General features: G+C 36.1%; 15 protein-coding genes. 8 read left to right on the forward strand and 7 right to left on the reverse strand.

The window, feature by feature from the left end; genetic code table 11:
* The first annotated feature begins 55 nt into the window (after window positions 1–55).
* From FW780_RS07785 to FW780_RS07795, 3 genes are read left to right on the forward strand one after another with little or no spacing between them, the layout of a single operon-like run.
* A complete protein-coding gene (locus tag FW780_RS07785) occupies window positions 56–970 on the forward strand; it encodes an alpha/beta hydrolase (RefSeq protein ID WP_149833073.1) in 915 nt (304 codons plus the stop codon).
* Window positions 971–1008: 38 nt separating this feature from the next.
* Window positions 1009–1365: a hypothetical protein gene (locus FW780_RS07790; RefSeq protein WP_149833074.1), complete on the forward strand. Its 357-nt coding sequence runs from the start codon at window positions 1009–1011 to the stop codon at window positions 1363–1365.
* A gap of 52 nt (window positions 1366–1417) precedes the next feature.
* Window positions 1418–2431 (forward strand): TQO small subunit DoxD, encoded by a 1014-nt coding sequence (locus FW780_RS07795; protein WP_149833075.1) that lies wholly within the window; start codon window positions 1418–1420, stop codon window positions 2429–2431.
* Between the two features lie 294 nt (window positions 2432–2725).
* On the opposite strand, the gene FW780_RS07800 is transcribed toward FW780_RS07795, so the two are convergent.
* The 6 genes from FW780_RS07800 to FW780_RS07825 all read right to left on the reverse strand — a co-directional run bounded on the left by FW780_RS07800 (window position 2726) and on the right by FW780_RS07825 (window position 9899).
* The gene (locus FW780_RS07800) at window positions 2726–3322 is read right to left on the reverse strand and encodes a hypothetical protein (RefSeq protein ID WP_149833076.1); all 597 of its coding nucleotides are present in this window, start codon (window positions 3320–3322) and stop codon (window positions 2726–2728) included.
* Window positions 3323–3717: 395 nt separating this feature from the next.
* Window positions 3718–5295 carry a DHA2 family efflux MFS transporter permease subunit gene (locus FW780_RS07805; protein WP_149833077.1) on the reverse strand — a complete coding sequence of 526 codons (1578 nt, stop codon included), beginning with the start codon at window positions 5293–5295 and terminating at the stop codon, window positions 3718–3720.
* Window positions 5296–5440: 145 nt separating this feature from the next.
* Window positions 5441–6544, reverse strand: coding sequence for an HlyD family secretion protein (locus FW780_RS07810; protein ID WP_047433975.1), 1104 nt, complete (start codon window positions 6542–6544; stop codon window positions 5441–5443).
* Window positions 6545–6560: 16 nt separating this feature from the next.
* Window positions 6561–7874 (reverse strand): TolC family protein, encoded by a 1314-nt coding sequence (locus FW780_RS07815; protein ID WP_149833078.1) that lies wholly within the window; start codon window positions 7872–7874, stop codon window positions 6561–6563.
* Window positions 7858–8496 (reverse strand): TetR/AcrR family transcriptional regulator, encoded by a 639-nt coding sequence (locus FW780_RS07820; RefSeq protein WP_149833079.1) that lies wholly within the window; start codon window positions 8494–8496, stop codon window positions 7858–7860. Before FW780_RS07820 ends, FW780_RS07815 begins: the two co-directional genes overlap by 17 nt.
* Window positions 8497–8780: 284 nt before the next feature.
* A complete protein-coding gene (locus FW780_RS07825) occupies window positions 8781–9899 on the reverse strand; it encodes a DNA polymerase III subunit (RefSeq protein ID WP_149833080.1) in 1119 nt (372 codons plus the stop codon).
* A 252-nt stretch (window positions 9900–10151) separates the two neighbouring features.
* On the opposite strand from FW780_RS07825, the gene mdlD reads away from it, so the two are divergent.
* The 4 genes from mdlD to FW780_RS07845 all read left to right on the forward strand — a co-directional run bounded on the left by mdlD (window position 10152) and on the right by FW780_RS07845 (window position 14625).
* The gene (gene mdlD, locus FW780_RS07830) at window positions 10152–11471 is read left to right on the forward strand and encodes an NAD(P)-dependent benzaldehyde dehydrogenase MdlD (RefSeq protein WP_149833081.1); all 1320 of its coding nucleotides are present in this window, start codon (window positions 10152–10154) and stop codon (window positions 11469–11471) included.
* A gap of 198 nt (window positions 11472–11669) precedes the next feature.
* Entirely contained in the window at window positions 11670–12977 is a 1308-nt protein-coding gene (locus FW780_RS07835; RefSeq protein ID WP_149833082.1) for a hypothetical protein, read from the forward strand.
* Between the two features lies 1 nt (window position 12978).
* The gene (lptC, locus tag FW780_RS07840) at window positions 12979–13569 is read left to right on the forward strand and encodes an LPS export ABC transporter periplasmic protein LptC (RefSeq protein ID WP_149833083.1); all 591 of its coding nucleotides are present in this window, start codon (window positions 12979–12981) and stop codon (window positions 13567–13569) included.
* 12 nt (window positions 13570–13581) lie between these two features.
* Window positions 13582–14625, forward strand: a complete 1044-nt coding sequence (locus FW780_RS07845) for an anhydro-N-acetylmuramic acid kinase (RefSeq protein ID WP_149833084.1) — start codon at window positions 13582–13584, stop codon at window positions 14623–14625.
* Window positions 14626–14672: 47 nt separating this feature from the next.
* Here FW780_RS07845 and FW780_RS07850 read toward each other — a convergent pair whose 3' ends face one another.
* Complete coding sequence (locus FW780_RS07850) at window positions 14673–15062, reverse strand: hypothetical protein (protein ID WP_047378450.1); 390 nt, start codon at window positions 15060–15062, stop codon at window positions 14673–14675.
* Window positions 15063–15098: 36 nt separating this feature from the next.
* Here FW780_RS07850 and FW780_RS07855 point away from each other — a divergent pair, with 36 nt between their 5' ends.
* Window positions 15099–15716 (forward strand): NUDIX hydrolase, encoded by a 618-nt coding sequence (locus FW780_RS07855; protein WP_149833085.1) that lies wholly within the window; start codon window positions 15099–15101, stop codon window positions 15714–15716.
* Window positions 15717–15741 lie beyond the last annotated feature (25 nt).

Raw genomic sequence — 15741 nt, forward strand, 5'->3', positions numbered from 1 at the left:
TATTTTCTTCTGATCCGAGAATATTCAGTAGTTTAGAAGACTCAAAATAACCACCATGAAGCCACTGATCTCAGTCCTTTTTGTACTATGTTCAATTATCTTTAAAGCACAGAATTTATATTCTAAGGCGTATGGAAATCCGAAAAATCCGTCTGTTATTTTTATTCATGGAGGACCGAGCGGAAATGCCACTTTATTTGAAGGAACTACAGCTCAAAAACTGGCTGATAAAGGATTTTATGTCATTGTTTATGACAGACGCGGTGAAGGCCGTTCAAAAGATGAAAATGCCACCATGACCTTTAAAGAAAGTTTTGAGGATTTAAAAGGAATTTACACAACTTATCATCTCAAAAAAGCAAATATTCTTGCTCATAGCTTCGGTGGAATTATCGGGACTCTATTCGCTTCACAATTTCCAGAAAAAGTAAGTACTCTGACTCTTGCCGGCGCTTTATTTACCCAGCAGGAAACTTATGATCATATTTTAAAACAGGCAAAAGAACATTTTAAAAACGATTCTGCACAGCTTAAAGAGATTTCGGAAATAGAAAATCTGGACAAAAATTCTGCGGCCTACAGAAAAAGATGTTATGAAATGGCTGCTAAGCTAAGCTTCTTTGATATGCCCAATCCTACTCCCAAAAGTGAAATGCTGAGAAACGAATACAAAGCGGGTGAATTTTATAAAAACAACATCAGAAATTCTGATTCTCCTCTGAAATTCTATAAAAATGAACCTCTGAACAATCTTGATAATACTGCCGTTCTAAAAGACATCCGGAAAAAAGGAATTCCCATTTTTGCGGTATATGGTAATAATGACGGAATATTTTCACAAAAACAGCTGAATGATCTTAAAAATATCGTAGGAAAGAAAAATTTCAAGCTTATTGACAACTGTTCTCATTACTTATTTGTTGATCAGCAAGACGATTTTTTACAATTTATTAATCTTACATTGAAATAAAGTGTAGTTTTGTAACCATGCCCCATTCAGGACTCCATATGAAAACCTATAAAGCTGTCATTACCATGCTTGTATTGGTGTTTTCATTATCGCCGTGTTCTGTAAAAAGAAATGTACTTGATATTTTTGACATCCAGTACATCAGCGGGCTGAATAAGGTAAAGATAACTTCATCTCTTTCTTCAAGCTGTGATGTGGCATCTGCCTCAACAAAGATCTCAGCATCAAAAGCTAACATTCAGAAGCAGTACAAAGATTCTTTTTCCAGCTTTTATTCTTCTGCAGGAGTCTTTGCTGATAAAAAGATATTTTTCAACGAATACTCAGGGCATTCTACCGGAAACAGCCCTCCGAAATATATTTTATTTAAAAGACTGAAGCTTAATCTGGTTTAAACTTTTTTAACCTAATTAAAAATCAGTTTTTTACAATACAATATTAATTTCAATGAAACATACCGTAAACAGCCAGTCTTCGGACCTGGCCGGATTATATACTTTATCCCTCCGCATGGTGATCGGATGGACTTACTTTTCAGCCTTCTGGCGCAGACTTATCCTCGAAAATAAACTTATTCCTGATGAACAGGGATATATCGGGGAAAAATTTAATCATTTTTTACCGAATGCACTCGGCATAAAACCTATTATTGAATATCTGGTTACTCATCCGGATGCCCTACAGCGATCCATGATGATGTTCACTATTATTGAAGCTATTGTGGGATTATTCATTATTCTCGGGTTATTTACACGGTTGATGAGTATCGGGATCTTCAGCCTTGCCCTCGGGATTCTATTGGGTTCCGGCTGGCTGGGAACAACCTGTCTTGATGAGTGGCAGATAGGAGTTTTAGGAGTTGCTGGCGGATTTGTTCTGTTTCTTACCGGAAGCGGTCCTTATTCACTAGATTATTATTTCATGAAGAAGAATGAAAGCTTCACTCAAAAAAGGTGGTTCAAATGGTTGGGCTCAGGAACTTTTCCTGTCACACAACCAAAAATTCTTGTATTGACAGGTTCGCTTATCCTATTTGGTTTAACGCTTTTTACCAATCAGTATTTCCATGGAGGTGTATGGGGAACTTTGCATAATAAATCGGTAAAACCCAAACTGGAAATTTCAAATATCTCCCACAATACTTCGGATTTAAAATTTGAAGTGTACAGAACGGAAGGAGCTGATGTCTATGGTTCTTTCCTGATAGGTATCCACATTTTGGATAAAAACGGAAGGATTTTAAAAGAATTTGACCAGCAAAAGCTCTCTGGACTTTCAAAAGAAAATATACAGAATCATTATGTTGCCAAAGTAAAACCCGGAAAGCACAGCCTGGTCATTCCTCTGGGAGCAAAGGCGAATATAACTTTGAATATTGATGATATTCTTCAGAAAAGTGAAATTCATGCGCTGAAACTCACAGATATCAGTGGAATTGAGTGGATTGAGAGTATTAAATAAAATATTTTGTTGGTATACGCAAAGGCACAAAGGATTTTCATGCTTAGGCTATAAGACGCAAAGATTTTATCTCCGATAAAATTGAATATGGCAGATGACCTATATGATTTCATGAAAATAAAATCTACGGAATCAACTAAATCGTAAGTTTTCTTATAGTTTTGTCCAAAACCATTGGATATTTATTCATAATAAAAGCGGATTAAAGTCCGCTTTTATTACTATTTTGAGATAAAAATTCATTACAGTAAGATCTGTGAAATCCGTAAAATCAGCGAGATATTTATAAGAATCCTATTTTTCTGCGATAACCACATGATAGCTGCATGAACTGTCCGGATCAAGTTTCAGTACTTTTATTTCCAATAAAACATCCAGCCCCATGGTATCGCAAACTCCCTGAATAAAAGGTTTTATGACTGGCCATTTCAGCAGACCCGCGATCTGCAGGCTCTGCGTAATTTTATGGTAACGGTCTACTCCTTTGATCAGCAGCTCACATTGGTGGTCATTTAATTCTTTAAATTCAAAATTATATTCGGGACTGGATGTAAAAATTGCTCCTATCAGTATTTTGGCTACAGCCGGAATCCCGGGCTGCAGATTAGGTTTTGCTTCGAGATTTCTCAGTGTCATTCTGGATCCGAGATCATACATGAATGTACTGGAAAGCTGCTCGATTGCTTCGGCCCCGTAAAGTCTGCCAATCTGCTTGAGCATTCCACCGTAAAAAGCTCCTGTAATATCTGACAGACGCTGGGTAAGTTCTGTAAAGGTTGAGGGGAAAAAATCTGAAATAATCTGAGCCTGATTCATTTCAGGAAGATAGACATCATGCTTTCTGAAGTCTGATAATGCCAGATAGGTTTCCGGCAGCTGTATTTGATTCATATTTAATAGTTTGTAAGTATATTGAGATCATGGTTTAGTAAAAAAATGAAACGAAAGACGATATTTATAAGCTTTCGGAAATAAGAACATTGTCTTTATTGAATATAAAAACAAAGTAAAAGGCAGCTCAATCAATAATATTACAATTGATATTCAGATAAAATCCGGTACTCTATTGGGAAAATGCCTTTTTGAAAAGAACTTGAGGGATGAGGGAATCTATTCATATTTTTTCATTTGTTCGTGTAAAGCTAGAAAAAATAATTAAACTCTCCAATAAGTGATATTATTTTTTATTTAACAGAATTAAAACTTAAAGTTACTGTCTAGCATTATTTTACAGCTAAAATGAGCAAAAAAAACCTTCGATATTCTCGAAGGTTTTTAATTAAAATTTAGTGCATGGCTTCACTCAAATCTATTTTTTCTTTGCTCTTTCTTTCTTTTACGAGTAAGATAAACGGAATACATATCAGGAATATTACCCCGAGATAAAGAAATACGTCCATATAAGAGAGTACTGTTGCCTGTTTAGTTACAGATAAATCGAGCATTTTATAGGCGGCATTCATTGCAGCATCAGGTGTCATTCCCTTTGCTATAAAATTTGCTTTAAGGGCTGCGAGCCTTTGCTGGACATCAAAACTGTTTTCATCCAGATGGGAAATTAAGTTATTTCTGTACTTCTGTCCTGCATTGGCAATAAAAGTGGTGATCGCTGCAATCCCGAAAGATCCTCCCAGCTGTCTCATCATCCCGGTAAAAGCTGCTCCCTGACCAATCTCCTGCCCTTTCAATGTACTTAAGGATAGGGATGTAATTGGAATAAACAGTAATCCTAAACCAGCTCCTCTTACAATCAGCATCCAGAAAAATGCATCTTTACTGGTGTCCGGTGTCAGAATTTTATATCCCCAAAAACTATAGACAAAGAAGATAAACAATCCTAAAGAAACCAGGATCTGCTGTTTCGCTCCTTTGGCCAATAATCTACCGATAATAGGCATCATGAAGGCTGTCGTTAAAGCTGCCGGAATCATCAATGCTCCTGACTGAAGTGCCGTCCAGCCCAAAATACTCTGAGTATAAAAAGGAACGATGAACGTGGAGCCGTAAAGCCCAAATCCAAGTACAAAAGACATCATGGTCCCAATTCTTAAATTACTATTTTTGAGTACTCTAAGCTCAACAATAGGATACTTAAAGGTAAGTTCCCTCCAAAGGAATAATATAAATCCTAAAACAGCAGCTACTGTGAAGGCTACAATCATTCCGCTGGCAAACCAGTCTTCTTCATGTCCTCTTTCCAGAATGAACTGTAATGAGCCTACCGTTACTGCCAGCAATCCAATCCCAATCCAGTCTACATCCGAGACTTTACGTTTTTCTGCATATTTCGGACTTCTTACAAACTGCAGTGTCATCAAGGTTGCTGCAATTCCAATCGGAATATTAATATAGAAAATATATGGCCAGCTGAAGTTATCAACGATATATCCTCCAAGAGGCGGACCTAATGTAGGACCAATGATTACTCCCAGACCATAAATAGCCTGTGCCATACTTCTTTTTTCAATCGGATAAGATTCCGTAATGATCGTCTGTGAGGTTACCAATAAGGCTCCTCCCCCGATTCCCTGCATCAATCTGAAGAACACGAGTTCCCAGATATTAGTCGCATTTCCACATAAAAATGAAAATATGGTAAATATAATGATGGATGCCGCAAAGTAATTTCTACGCCCAAACTGCTGGGAAAGCCAGCTCGTCATTGGTACTATAATTACGTTACCAATGGCATAAGCCGTAATTACCCATCCCACTTCTGAAAGTGTAGATCCAAGATTCCCCTTCATTTCATTCAAGGCAACATTTACAATCGTGGAGTCTACAATTTCAAGAAGGGCACAAAGTATAGCCGTAATCGTAATGATTACTCTCCGCGCTCCATATTCTACTAATGAATCTTGCATAAGTTTTTTTCGATGTTAAAAATCAATGGTGAATTAATTTTTCTTCGCAAGTGAATGGTGAATTTTAAAGCTTCTTATTTTAATTGACAGCAAAGCTAATTCACTATTGACAACGAAGTTCATTGACTTTTAACAGTTTTAAATGTTATTTCAAAGCAACTTCTGCCTTTACGTTCATTCCTGTTCTTAATCTTTTTGCAATATTCTTGTCAAGATTTACAAAATCAATTTTTACAGGAAGTCTCTGAACTACTTTTACGAAGTTACCACTCGCATTATCCGGAGGAAGAATAGAGAAAGTAGCTCCTGTAGCCGGAGAGAATGAACTTACCACTCCTTCAAACTCCTGATCAGGGAAAGCATCAATCTCAATTTTCACCTTCTGTCCTTCTACCATTTTATCTACCTGTGTTTCTTTAAAGTTAGCTACAACCCATTTCTGATCATTTTTAACCAAAGCAAACAACTGTGCCCCCGCCTGTAGATACTGGCCTGCCTGTGTAGGTACTTTTCCAACGTATCCATCTTCTGGTGCAAGGATTACAGTGTATGATAAGTTTAATTTTGCATTTTCTACATCTACTTCTCTTTGTTTAGCAACAGATCCTGCAACACTGATTTGTTGTGAGCTTGCTGCTGTCTGAGAAGAAGCAATATGAGTTTGCTGTGCAATTTGATTTCTCTGATCAACTAAAACCTGTAACTGTCTGTCTGCAGATTGTTTTGCTGCTAAAGCCTGCTCATACTGTTGTTCTGTAATAGAATGATCTTTTACAAGATTAGCATATCTCTTCAAATCCTGAGAAGTCTTCCAAACGTTTACTTTTGCCGCTTCTATCTGAGCATTAGCCGTTACTACTGCTGCTTCTGAAGAACCGATATTTTTAGAAGTCGCTGTAGTAGTAGCTTCTGCATTTGAAATATTACTTTTAGCAGTAGATAATGCTGCCTGAGCCTGATCAAGAGCCATTTTCTGATCTCTGTTATCCAAAATCACCAATGTATCTCCTTTTTTTACAAACTGGTTATCTTTTACTTTTACCTGAGCTACATATCCAGAGATTTTAGAAATTACCGGTGCCATATTGGAAGCAATCTGAGCATCGTCAGTCTCTTCATGATACTGTCCGTAAGTAAAGGCTCTGTAACCATAGATTCCTCCTCCGATTACTACTGCCGCTAAAATGATAGGAAAAACTAAACTTTTTTTCTTTTTAGGTTCAGCTGCCTGTGTATTATTATTTTCCATTTTGGTTTCGATCTGATTATTTAATTGTTAAAGTTCCTGTTGTCTGTAATAGTTTTCTATATGCCAAGGCAGCATCTGCTTTAGCATTGATCACACCTACGTTTGCTGCGATCTGAGCCGCGTCTGCATCCAGTAATTCTGTCATGGTTGCAAGACCGTTATCGTATTTATTTTTTGTAATTCTGTAATTTTCATTAGCCTGTTCAGCTGATTTTTCAAAAACAGCAATTCTCTTTTTTGAATAGTCTGTATTCTGATACTCTCTGTTGACATCAAGCTTAATGTTGTCATTCAGTAATTCATCCGTAGCTGCCAATTGCTTTTCTCTCGCTTGCGACTGTCTTAATGAAGAATTTTCTTTCCATAGATTGGATAAGTTATAAGAAACCCCGATTCCTACATTGATGGCATTGTATACGGTAAGAAACTTAGGAATATCTGCAGCTACATATCCTCCGGTAAATGCAATAGAAGGAAGGTTTTCAGCTTTTGCAGCTTTTGATCCCAACTCTGCCGCTTTTCTCTGCTGTGCCAAAGCCTGTAAATCTTTACGGTTTTCTCTGGCTTCCGTTACATAAAAATCAACCGGTTTCACATCTGAACCTTCTTCAATATAGTTTTCATCCACTTCTAACTCTGTAGTCTCAGGAATGCCTAGTAACAAATCCATATTGATATTGGCAATATTGTAATTGTTCTTAGCTTCCAATAGCTGAAGTTCGATATTTGAAGTCTGAAGGTTTGCTTTTAATCTGTCATTTCTTGCAATCAAACCATTGTTTTCCATTTTAAGGAAAGTTTCATCTCTTTTTTGAGAAGCAGCAAGGTTTTCTTCAAAAACTTTGATAGACTGGTTAGCTTTAAATAAGTTGTTATAAGCCTGAGCCACATTATAAGCAATAGCAATTTTGTCGTTCTCAGTGCTTAATTTTGAAGCTTCCACCAAATATTTCGCAGACTGGATACCATATTTGATTCTTCCGCCACTATAGATGGGAACACTAAGATTAGCTGAACCATAAGCCACCTGATGCACCTCAGGACCTCCTGCTCCTGAAACACCCGGAAGTTTAATATCTACATTCGGTTTTATAGGAAGGTACATATAGCTTCCTGATACTTTCAATTCCGGCAACTGTCTGTTTTTAGCTTCCAAAAGATCAGCTGTAGCCTCTTCGATCTTGGCTGCATCGATCTTGAGATTCTTGCTGTTCTGGATTCCCAACTGTACAGCTTCGTCAAGAGAAAGTGTTTTTTTCTCCTGAGCATTTGCATTTGCTATCCCTACGAATAGTGATAATGCAATCACTGAATTATTTATTCTCTTCATAACCTAAAAGGTCTTTTAGTAAGTATTTAATATGTTTATTAAGTTCTGTATAGTATTTTTCATCAAAAGTTTCTTCATCTTCTGTTTCATTCAGGAACTCTTTATACATTTCTTTAGCATTGAAAGCATAAAATAAAGTGCCGCTTACCGTGGAATGAAGCAGATAAATAGGAGGATTTTTGGTGAAAATTCCATTTTTAAGACCACTTTCCAATATTTGAGAGTACATAGAAAGGAATCCCATTTTGGTTTGTTTCAAAAATTCTACAATCTGAGGATTCTTTGTATGCAGCTGCTCTCTCTGCATAATCCTGTAGAAGCATTTTTGAGTTCGGATCTTGTTAGAAAACTGATCAATTACTTTTTCAATTTTCTGCCACTCGTTGATATCGGTTCTTCCCAAAAGATCTTTTGAAAAAAACTGACCTTCATTCATTCTGTATTCTACTAATTTCTCATAAAGTTTTTCCTTAGAGCCAAAATAATACGAGATCATAGAAATATTTACATTAGCGTCCTTTGCTATTTCGCGGGTGGAAGTTCCTTCAAATCCCTTTTCTGCAAAAAGCTTTTCGGCTGCAAATAATATATTTTCTTCTTTTGAAATCATGTTAGTGTTCATTTTTCAGGGCGCAAATGTACACAAGTTTTAACACAAATCAAACGATTGATTGATTTTTTAATATAGATTTAATTTATTGCAAGGAAAAGATGGTTTCTATAATAAGCGCTGGAACTGCTGGAAAGCCTCTTTTTAGACAAAAATGGCTTCAGAAAGTTTAATAATAATGAAATATTTAGAAAAAATTCACTGCAAAATATGAGTCTTTAACACAATGTTAATGTAAAATACAGTTAAAAAAAGGAAAAAAAAAACAAAAACTCCGGCTATTACCGGAGTTTTATTTATGCGCTTTTGTGAATATATCTTGATAATTTTATCCCTAGATCAGTCCAGACAATTTTAGGATTTCCGTTTCGGGTAAGATGCAGATCGGCTGTATTGATTTCCTCTAAAATATGTTCAATATTCGCCCCGCTGATAAATTTTGAGAATCCTGTCCAGTTGAATCCATTCACATTGATTTTTTTATATACCAGATTTTCGGACTGATAATTCTGAAGCAATGCCAGTCTGAAGATTTCTGAACAGTAGTTCAGGAAATTTTTCTGCTTTTCTCTGTTCCATCCGGCAATTTCTCTTGCCCAAAGAATAATACTTCTCAGATACTCAGGTTTCTTTTTTACCATAAAGGCATCTCTCACCCATTGTACAAAAAGTTTTTCAAATTCATTGGTTTTATCTCCGGAATTCAACAGTTTTATGGCTTCATTAAGATCACCCTGCGCTTCATGAACAATCTCTTTCACTTTTTCTTCTGAAACAGAAAAGTTCTTTTTGAGATGGTTTTCAATATCCTCATCATGAATTCTCGGGATTTCTACAATCTGTGTTCTGGAAAGGATGGTAGGAAGAATATCATTGCTGCTTTCTGCTGTAAGGAGAATGATCGTTTTTGCGGGCGGTTCTTCTAAAAATTTCAGAAATTTGTTGGAAGCTGCAATATTCATTTTATCAGCTCTCCATACGATAAGGATTTTGGTTCCTCCTTCAAAACTTTTCAAAGAAAACTTCTGATTCTGGTCATCAATTTCATCGGCAGAAATAAACAGCTGTTTGTTTTCAGACTCTAAGAAAGCAGTCCAGTCATCATAGCTTGCATAGGGAGAAGCCATGATCATTTCTCTGAATTCATCAAATTTATTCTTACTTAAAGAATTTCTGTTGTCAGTAAAAACAGGAAAGCTGAAATGCAGATCCAGGTGATTGAGATGTTCTACCTTCGCCGCAGCATGCTCATTTTCACGATTTAAAATCTCTTTTGCATAGGCCAAAACCATAGGCAGGGTTCCGTATCCCTCTTTTCCTACAAAAAGTTGAGCATGACTCACTCTGTTTTCGGCAATGCTTTCTCTAAGAAGTTTTTTCAGATTCGTCTGTCCGGCGATGTTCTCCCAATTCATGTTTCAAAGATAAAAAATCTTATCTCAATTTATAAAATTAAGTCTGCTTAAAATGCATAAAACTATAGATTGTAACTTTAAAAAGAGCATGACTCCTACTCTATTATAGGAAATATCAATAATTAGATTAGAATAAAACTTAAAATTAAATTTTACACAATTTAATTTTAAACAATAAATTCACAGAGTGAAATTTTTCGTAAATTCATTACACTTTCACATCATTTTCAAATAATAAAAAATCGTACACCAATGGATACAAACCTGGAACAAAAGATCAAAAGAATATTTCAACAGCAGAAAGCCTTTTTCAAAACCAATCAGACAAAAGATATTGAATTCAGAAAAGCACAATTAAGAAAATTTCGTGACGTTTTCTTAAAACATACGGATGATCTTTGTGAAGCCTTATCTATTGATCTGGGAAAAAGCAGAAAGGAAGCAGAGTATGTGGAAATTCAAATTGTCATTAGCGAGCTGGATTATTTTCTGGAGAATATTGATGAATGGGCAAAACCAACACCCGTACCTTCAAAACCACATCCATCAGGAGCCGAAGTAATGAGCAAAGTAATGTATGAACCTTATGGTGTTACGTATATTATTGGTCCTTTCAATTATCCGGTTCAGCTTACATTCAGTCCGCTTATCGGAGCTTTGGTTGCAGGAAATACAGCAATTCTAAAGCCTTCTGAAAATACGCCTCATGTTGCCCAGGTTCTTGAAAATATTGTAAAAGAATCTTTCGATGAATCTTATGTAGCAGTCATTCAGGGAGCTATTGAAGAGAATACTCTGTTATTAAGCCTTCCTTTTGATTATATTTTCTTCACAGGAAGTCCGAACGTTGGAAAAATTGTGATGAAAGCTGCTGCAGAGCAATTAATTCCACTTGCTTTGGAACTTGGAGGAAAATCACCAACGATTGTTCATAAAGATGCCAATCTGGATAAAGCAGTAGCAAGAATATCTTATGGAAAATGGATCAATTGCGGGCAAACCTGCGTTGCTCCGGACTATATTTATATCCACGAATCTGTAAAGGATGCATTTATTGACAAGTTTAAAGCTCATTTAAATACCACTTATGAAGGCAATTCATTAGGAAAAATCGGGAAAATTGTAAGCCAAAATCAGATTAAACATTTGGCAGGTTATCTGGAAGCAGCTCCTGAAAAAGTAATTTATGGAGGAAGCTATGATCTGGAAACCCGTCATTTTGAAGCTACTTTAATGGATAATATCACATGGAACGATCAGGTAATGCAGCAGGAAATCTTTGGTCCTATCCTTCCTATTATGACATATAATGATATTAATGAGGCGCTGGAAGAAATAAACAACCGTCCAAAACCACTGGCACTCTATGTTTTCACAGAAAATCAGGAATTTGCAGATAACGTTTTGCATCATACCACGAGCGGAGATGCTGAGATCAACAGTACTATCATTCATGTGGGTTCACATTATTTACCATTTGGAGGTGTGGGAACTTCAGGAATGGGAAAATACCATGGGAAGTTCAGTTTTGAAAGCTTTAGCCACAGACGTTCTGTGTTACAGGTAAAATAATACATAGAGATGATAAATCCTATAAACAAAGGCTGTCCAATATTGAACAGTCTTTTTTTATATAATAAAATTGATATTCTAATTGATGAAAATTTGCATTTTTCTTTGAAAGAAAGGCCCTTAACAAACTTTAACCACATATAATTTTTACAATTCATTAATATTTAAGATATTTGCGCATTGTTTTAAAAATAAAGAATGAAAAAAATCTTTGTAGTATCATTCATATCAGTTGGATATTTTCTGAATGCACAGAGTCTAAGCAACTCGCCGTATGCAACTTATGGAATTGGGGATGTGAAATATGATAATACGATCGAGACTACTTCTATGGGAGGTATATCAACTGCTTTTATAAGTGATTTCACGAGTAGTTTCAATTTTGCCAACCCGGCAAACAACGCCAATTTTGAACTTACGAGTATCAGACTGGAAGCTACCAATGAAAACAACTATTTCAAATCGAACTATAACGATATGAAATCTACAAAGCATTCTACGTATCTTTCCAATATTTCGCTTGCATTTCCATTATCTTCAAAAGTGAAAATGGGGATCTCTTATCAGCCATACAGTTCTAAAAGTTATGACATCGTAAATGAACAACTGGCAGCAGACGGAACTCCACTGTATAAAAATAACTTTAAAGGCAGCGGAACATTGAATACTGCACAGGTTGCTGTTTCTTATAAAATTAATCAGGAACTTTCTGTAGGAGCAAGAGCGAACCTTTATTTTGGAGACCTTAATGACCTTAATGAATTCCGTGCGTACAACCCTGCTACAGGCAGTTACGCTGGTGAATATGTTAATGGTTATCAGACTAAAAACAGAGTCAGAAACTTTAACTTTACGCTCGGTACAAGCTACCAGACTTTAAATACCCGTACTGATAAAAAGTTCACAGTAGGAGCTACTGCTACTTTTGGGAACACCAGTAATATGACTACTGAATACATCAACAGTACTTACAGATACTCTGATGCTCAGGAAACCAATAAGGTATATGAAACAATCATAGATCAGCAGGAAACAAAATCTAAAAACCTTCTTCCATTACAGGCATCCGTAGGGGTTGGATATGGAAGTGAAAACCATTGGTTCCTATCAGGACAGGTGGATTATAAAAAAGGAGAAGATATCTCTTATTTCGGTAAAACTTTCGACTTTCAGGATACGTACAGAATTTCTGCCGGTGGATGGTACTTACCTAACTATAATAACTTCAGAAGCTATTTCTCAAGGGTTATCTACAGATATGGAGCTTTCTATGAGAGAGGAAATCTTAAACTGGAAGGAACAAGCATCAACAAATTCGGTATTTCTGCAGGGGTTATGCTTCCATTCAAAAACAGTAGTATCACAAGAATGAGTGGTCTTGAAATAGGACTTGAAGTAGGTAAAAGAGGAACTCTTAAAAATAACCTGATCAATCAGAACTTTATCAACCTGAAAATCGGCTTTAATTTTGCTGACAAGTGGTTCAGAAAGACTCTTTATAACTAGAATGAATTTTTCAAAAAAAATATCATATAAAAATATAGCATGCCTTTTTAGTTGTGCTATATTTTTTATATTGACATCCTGTGAAGAGGATCTTACCAAGAGAAATGGCAGCCAAAGCAAAAACTTCCCTTCACAGATTATCAATAATGCCAATATTATACAGCGTGACTCCGGCTTTGTTACTTTAAAAGCCAAAGCGCCCATCATTGAAAAGTATGAACTGATCGACAGCCCGTATGTAGTAGCCAGAAAAGGAATCGACATTGAGTTTTTTGATAAAAAGAAGCCTAAGGTTCCCGGAAGGATTACAGCTAAATATGCCCGTATTTTTGAGTATAAAAGATTCTACGAAGCAAAAGGTGACGTAAGGATAAAAACCAATGAAGGGCAGAGATTTGCAATGCAAAGCATTTATTGGGATCAAAGAAAAAACAGAATCTATACTAAAGATACAGTATATGTTACCATGGAAGACGGTTCTACACTAGTAGGTGCCAATGGAATGACCGCGAAGGATGACTTTTCTGAATATACTTTCTATAACAATTCAGGAGATTTCAGCTCAAAGAGAATTTCTGAGAATAAAAAATAATCCAAAAAAAGAATGAAAGCGCTGGCTATTGGACTGATGTCCGGGACAAGTCTGGACGGTCTGGATATCTGTCTTGCTGAATTTGAAAAACAAGACAAATGGACCTTTCAGATCCTGAAAGCCGAGACAATCCCCTATTCTGAGGATTGGGAAAACAAGCTTAGAAACTCCATTCATCTTTCAGCTGAAGACTTACTGGAACTGAATTCAGAATATGGCTTTTACCTTGGTCGGCAGGTGAAAGAATTCATTCATAAACATCAGCTCGAAAATATCAGCCTGATTGCCTCTCATGGTCATACGATTTTCCATCAGCCTGAGCGAAAATTTACCCTTCAGATTGGTGACGGCAGAGCAATCAAGTTGGAAACCGGATTACCCGTTATCTACGATTTCAGAAGCCAGGATGTGCTGATGAATGGAAACGGAGCCCCACTGGTTCCTATAGGTGATGAGTTACTTTTTTCAGAGTACAACGCCTGTTTAAACCTTGGCGGATTTTCCAATATTTCTTTACAATCAGACGGAAAAAGAATAGCTTTTGATATAGCTCCTGTTAATATTATTTTGAATCATTTGGCACAACAAATCAACAAAAGTTTTGATGAAAACGGAGAGCTAGCTCAAAAAGGAGAAATAAATGAAACTTTACTGAATGATCTTAATTCTTTAGATTTTTATCAGCATTCGCACCCAAAATCTTTGGGAATCGAATGGTGTTATGAACATATATTTCCAGCTCTTAAAAATATTGAAATCCTAGATGCTCTCGCCACTTTTACAGAGCATACCGCACAACAGATCGCCAATGTTATTAATAAAAATAACATAAAGAATATCCTTATTACTGGCGGAGGTGCTTACAACTCATTTTTAATTGAAAAAATAAAATCAAAAACCCCAACTGAAGTGCTCATCCCTAAAAAAGAAATCATTGATTATAAGGAAGCTCTGATCTTCGCTTTTATGGGGGTTTTAAAGATAAATAACGAAGTGAATGTACTTTCTTCCGCTACAGGAAGTCTCTATGACCACTGTTCAGGAGTCATAGCATAAATTTCATATCAAAAAACAAAAAAACCTTCAAAAAGAAGGTTTTCATATTATTTATAGGCTTCGATTTTATCGGTAAGCGTATTGATAAAATTCTGTAACGGTTTTTCTACCATCATTTTGATGAATGGGTTGAATTTCCCTTCAAATAACATCTGAACTTCAGTCTGGTTATCATTGATAGGGTTCAAAGTTGCCGTTAAAGTGAAGTCCAGGCTTGAACTTGCAGATCTTAAAACAGCTTTTTGATCATCCACTTCATCTATTTTTAACGCAATTTCCGGCATTCCCTGTAATCCGAATTTAAATCCGTTATCTCTTGTTTCAAATTTTTGAAGACCATCCGGCATAAAATCTTTATAATTTTCAGGTGATTTCAGTAACTCGGTAAGTTCTTTAGATGATTTATTGACAATAATCTTTCGTCCTTCTAAATTCATTTTTTATTTTTGTATTTAAATTCTTAACTATTACAAATGTATAAAGTTTTTGTCAACGAAAAAAAATTATTGATATCTAAGCATCCGGAAGAGCTTGAAAAAAAGCTTAGGTATGAAAATTATACAACTTTAGAGATCGCTTTAGATCTTCTGGAGAATACTTCTGTACAGGAACTCAATGTATACGGAGAGAATTTGGATGAAATACGGCAGGAATTCCAAAAACTTTTCAGAATTATAGAAGCGGCAGGGGGCCTTGTTAATAACCCTGAAGGAAAGATTCTTTTTATTAAAAGGCTCGGCAAATGGGATCTTCCGAAGGGTAAGATGGAAAAAGGAGAGTCCAGAGAAGAGTCTGCAGTAAGAGAAATAGAAGAAGAAACCGGCCTGAGTGATGTTGAGCTGGGAAAATTCATCAATACCACCTACCATATCTATGTAGAAAGAAATGGTGAAAAAATCTTAAAATGTACTCATTGGTTTGAAATGAACTTTGACGGAGAAGATACTTCCAAACCGCAAATAGAAGAAGGCATTACCGAGGTGGCATGGAAAACGACATCAGAAATTGAGCATGAAGTTTTTCCAAGTACCTTCAAAAATATTATCCTGATTGTACAGGAATTCTGGGATATAAAGAAGTTGGAAGCTTAAAGGCCAGAAGCTGGAAGAAGGAGGC

Origin of the sequence: Chryseobacterium sediminis (genome assembly GCF_008386505.1) — a bacterium.
GTDB lineage: Bacteria > Bacteroidota > Bacteroidia > Flavobacteriales > Weeksellaceae > Chryseobacterium > Chryseobacterium sediminis.

Bases quoted from the DNA above. Each gene is read 5' to 3' on its own strand.
- FW780_RS07855 (WP_149833085.1), top strand. From the start codon at position 15,099: ATGTATAAAGTTTTTGTCAACGAAAAAAAATTATTGATATCTAAGCAT.
- FW780_RS07825 (WP_149833080.1), bottom strand. From the start codon at position 9,899: ATGAATTGGGAGAACATCGCCGGACAGACGAATCTGAAAAAACTTCTT.
- FW780_RS07790 (WP_149833074.1), top strand. From the start codon at position 1,009: ATGAAAACCTATAAAGCTGTCATTACCATGCTTGTATTGGTGTTTTCA.
- FW780_RS07805 (WP_149833077.1), bottom strand. From the start codon at position 5,295: ATGCAAGATTCATTAGTAGAATATGGAGCGCGGAGAGTAATCATTACG.
- FW780_RS07845 (WP_149833084.1), top strand. From the start codon at position 13,582: ATGAAAGCGCTGGCTATTGGACTGATGTCCGGGACAAGTCTGGACGGT.
- FW780_RS07785 (WP_149833073.1), top strand. From the start codon at position 56: ATGAAGCCACTGATCTCAGTCCTTTTTGTACTATGTTCAATTATCTTT.
- FW780_RS07820 (WP_149833079.1), bottom strand. From the start codon at position 8,496: ATGAACACTAACATGATTTCAAAAGAAGAAAATATATTATTTGCAGCC.
- FW780_RS07795 (WP_149833075.1), top strand. From the start codon at position 1,418: ATGAAACATACCGTAAACAGCCAGTCTTCGGACCTGGCCGGATTATAT.
- FW780_RS07815 (WP_149833078.1), bottom strand. From the start codon at position 7,874: ATGAAGAGAATAAATAATTCAGTGATTGCATTATCACTATTCGTAGGG.
- FW780_RS07810 (WP_047433975.1), bottom strand. From the start codon at position 6,544: ATGGAAAATAATAATACACAGGCAGCTGAACCTAAAAAGAAAAAAAGT.
- FW780_RS07850 (WP_047378450.1), bottom strand. From the start codon at position 15,062: ATGAATTTAGAAGGACGAAAGATTATTGTCAATAAATCATCTAAAGAA.
- lptC (WP_149833083.1), top strand. From the start codon at position 12,979: ATGAATTTTTCAAAAAAAATATCATATAAAAATATAGCATGCCTTTTT.
- mdlD (WP_149833081.1), top strand. From the start codon at position 10,152: ATGGATACAAACCTGGAACAAAAGATCAAAAGAATATTTCAACAGCAG.
- FW780_RS07800 (WP_149833076.1), bottom strand. From the start codon at position 3,322: ATGAATCAAATACAGCTGCCGGAAACCTATCTGGCATTATCAGACTTC.
- FW780_RS07835 (WP_149833082.1), top strand. From the start codon at position 11,670: ATGAAAAAAATCTTTGTAGTATCATTCATATCAGTTGGATATTTTCTG.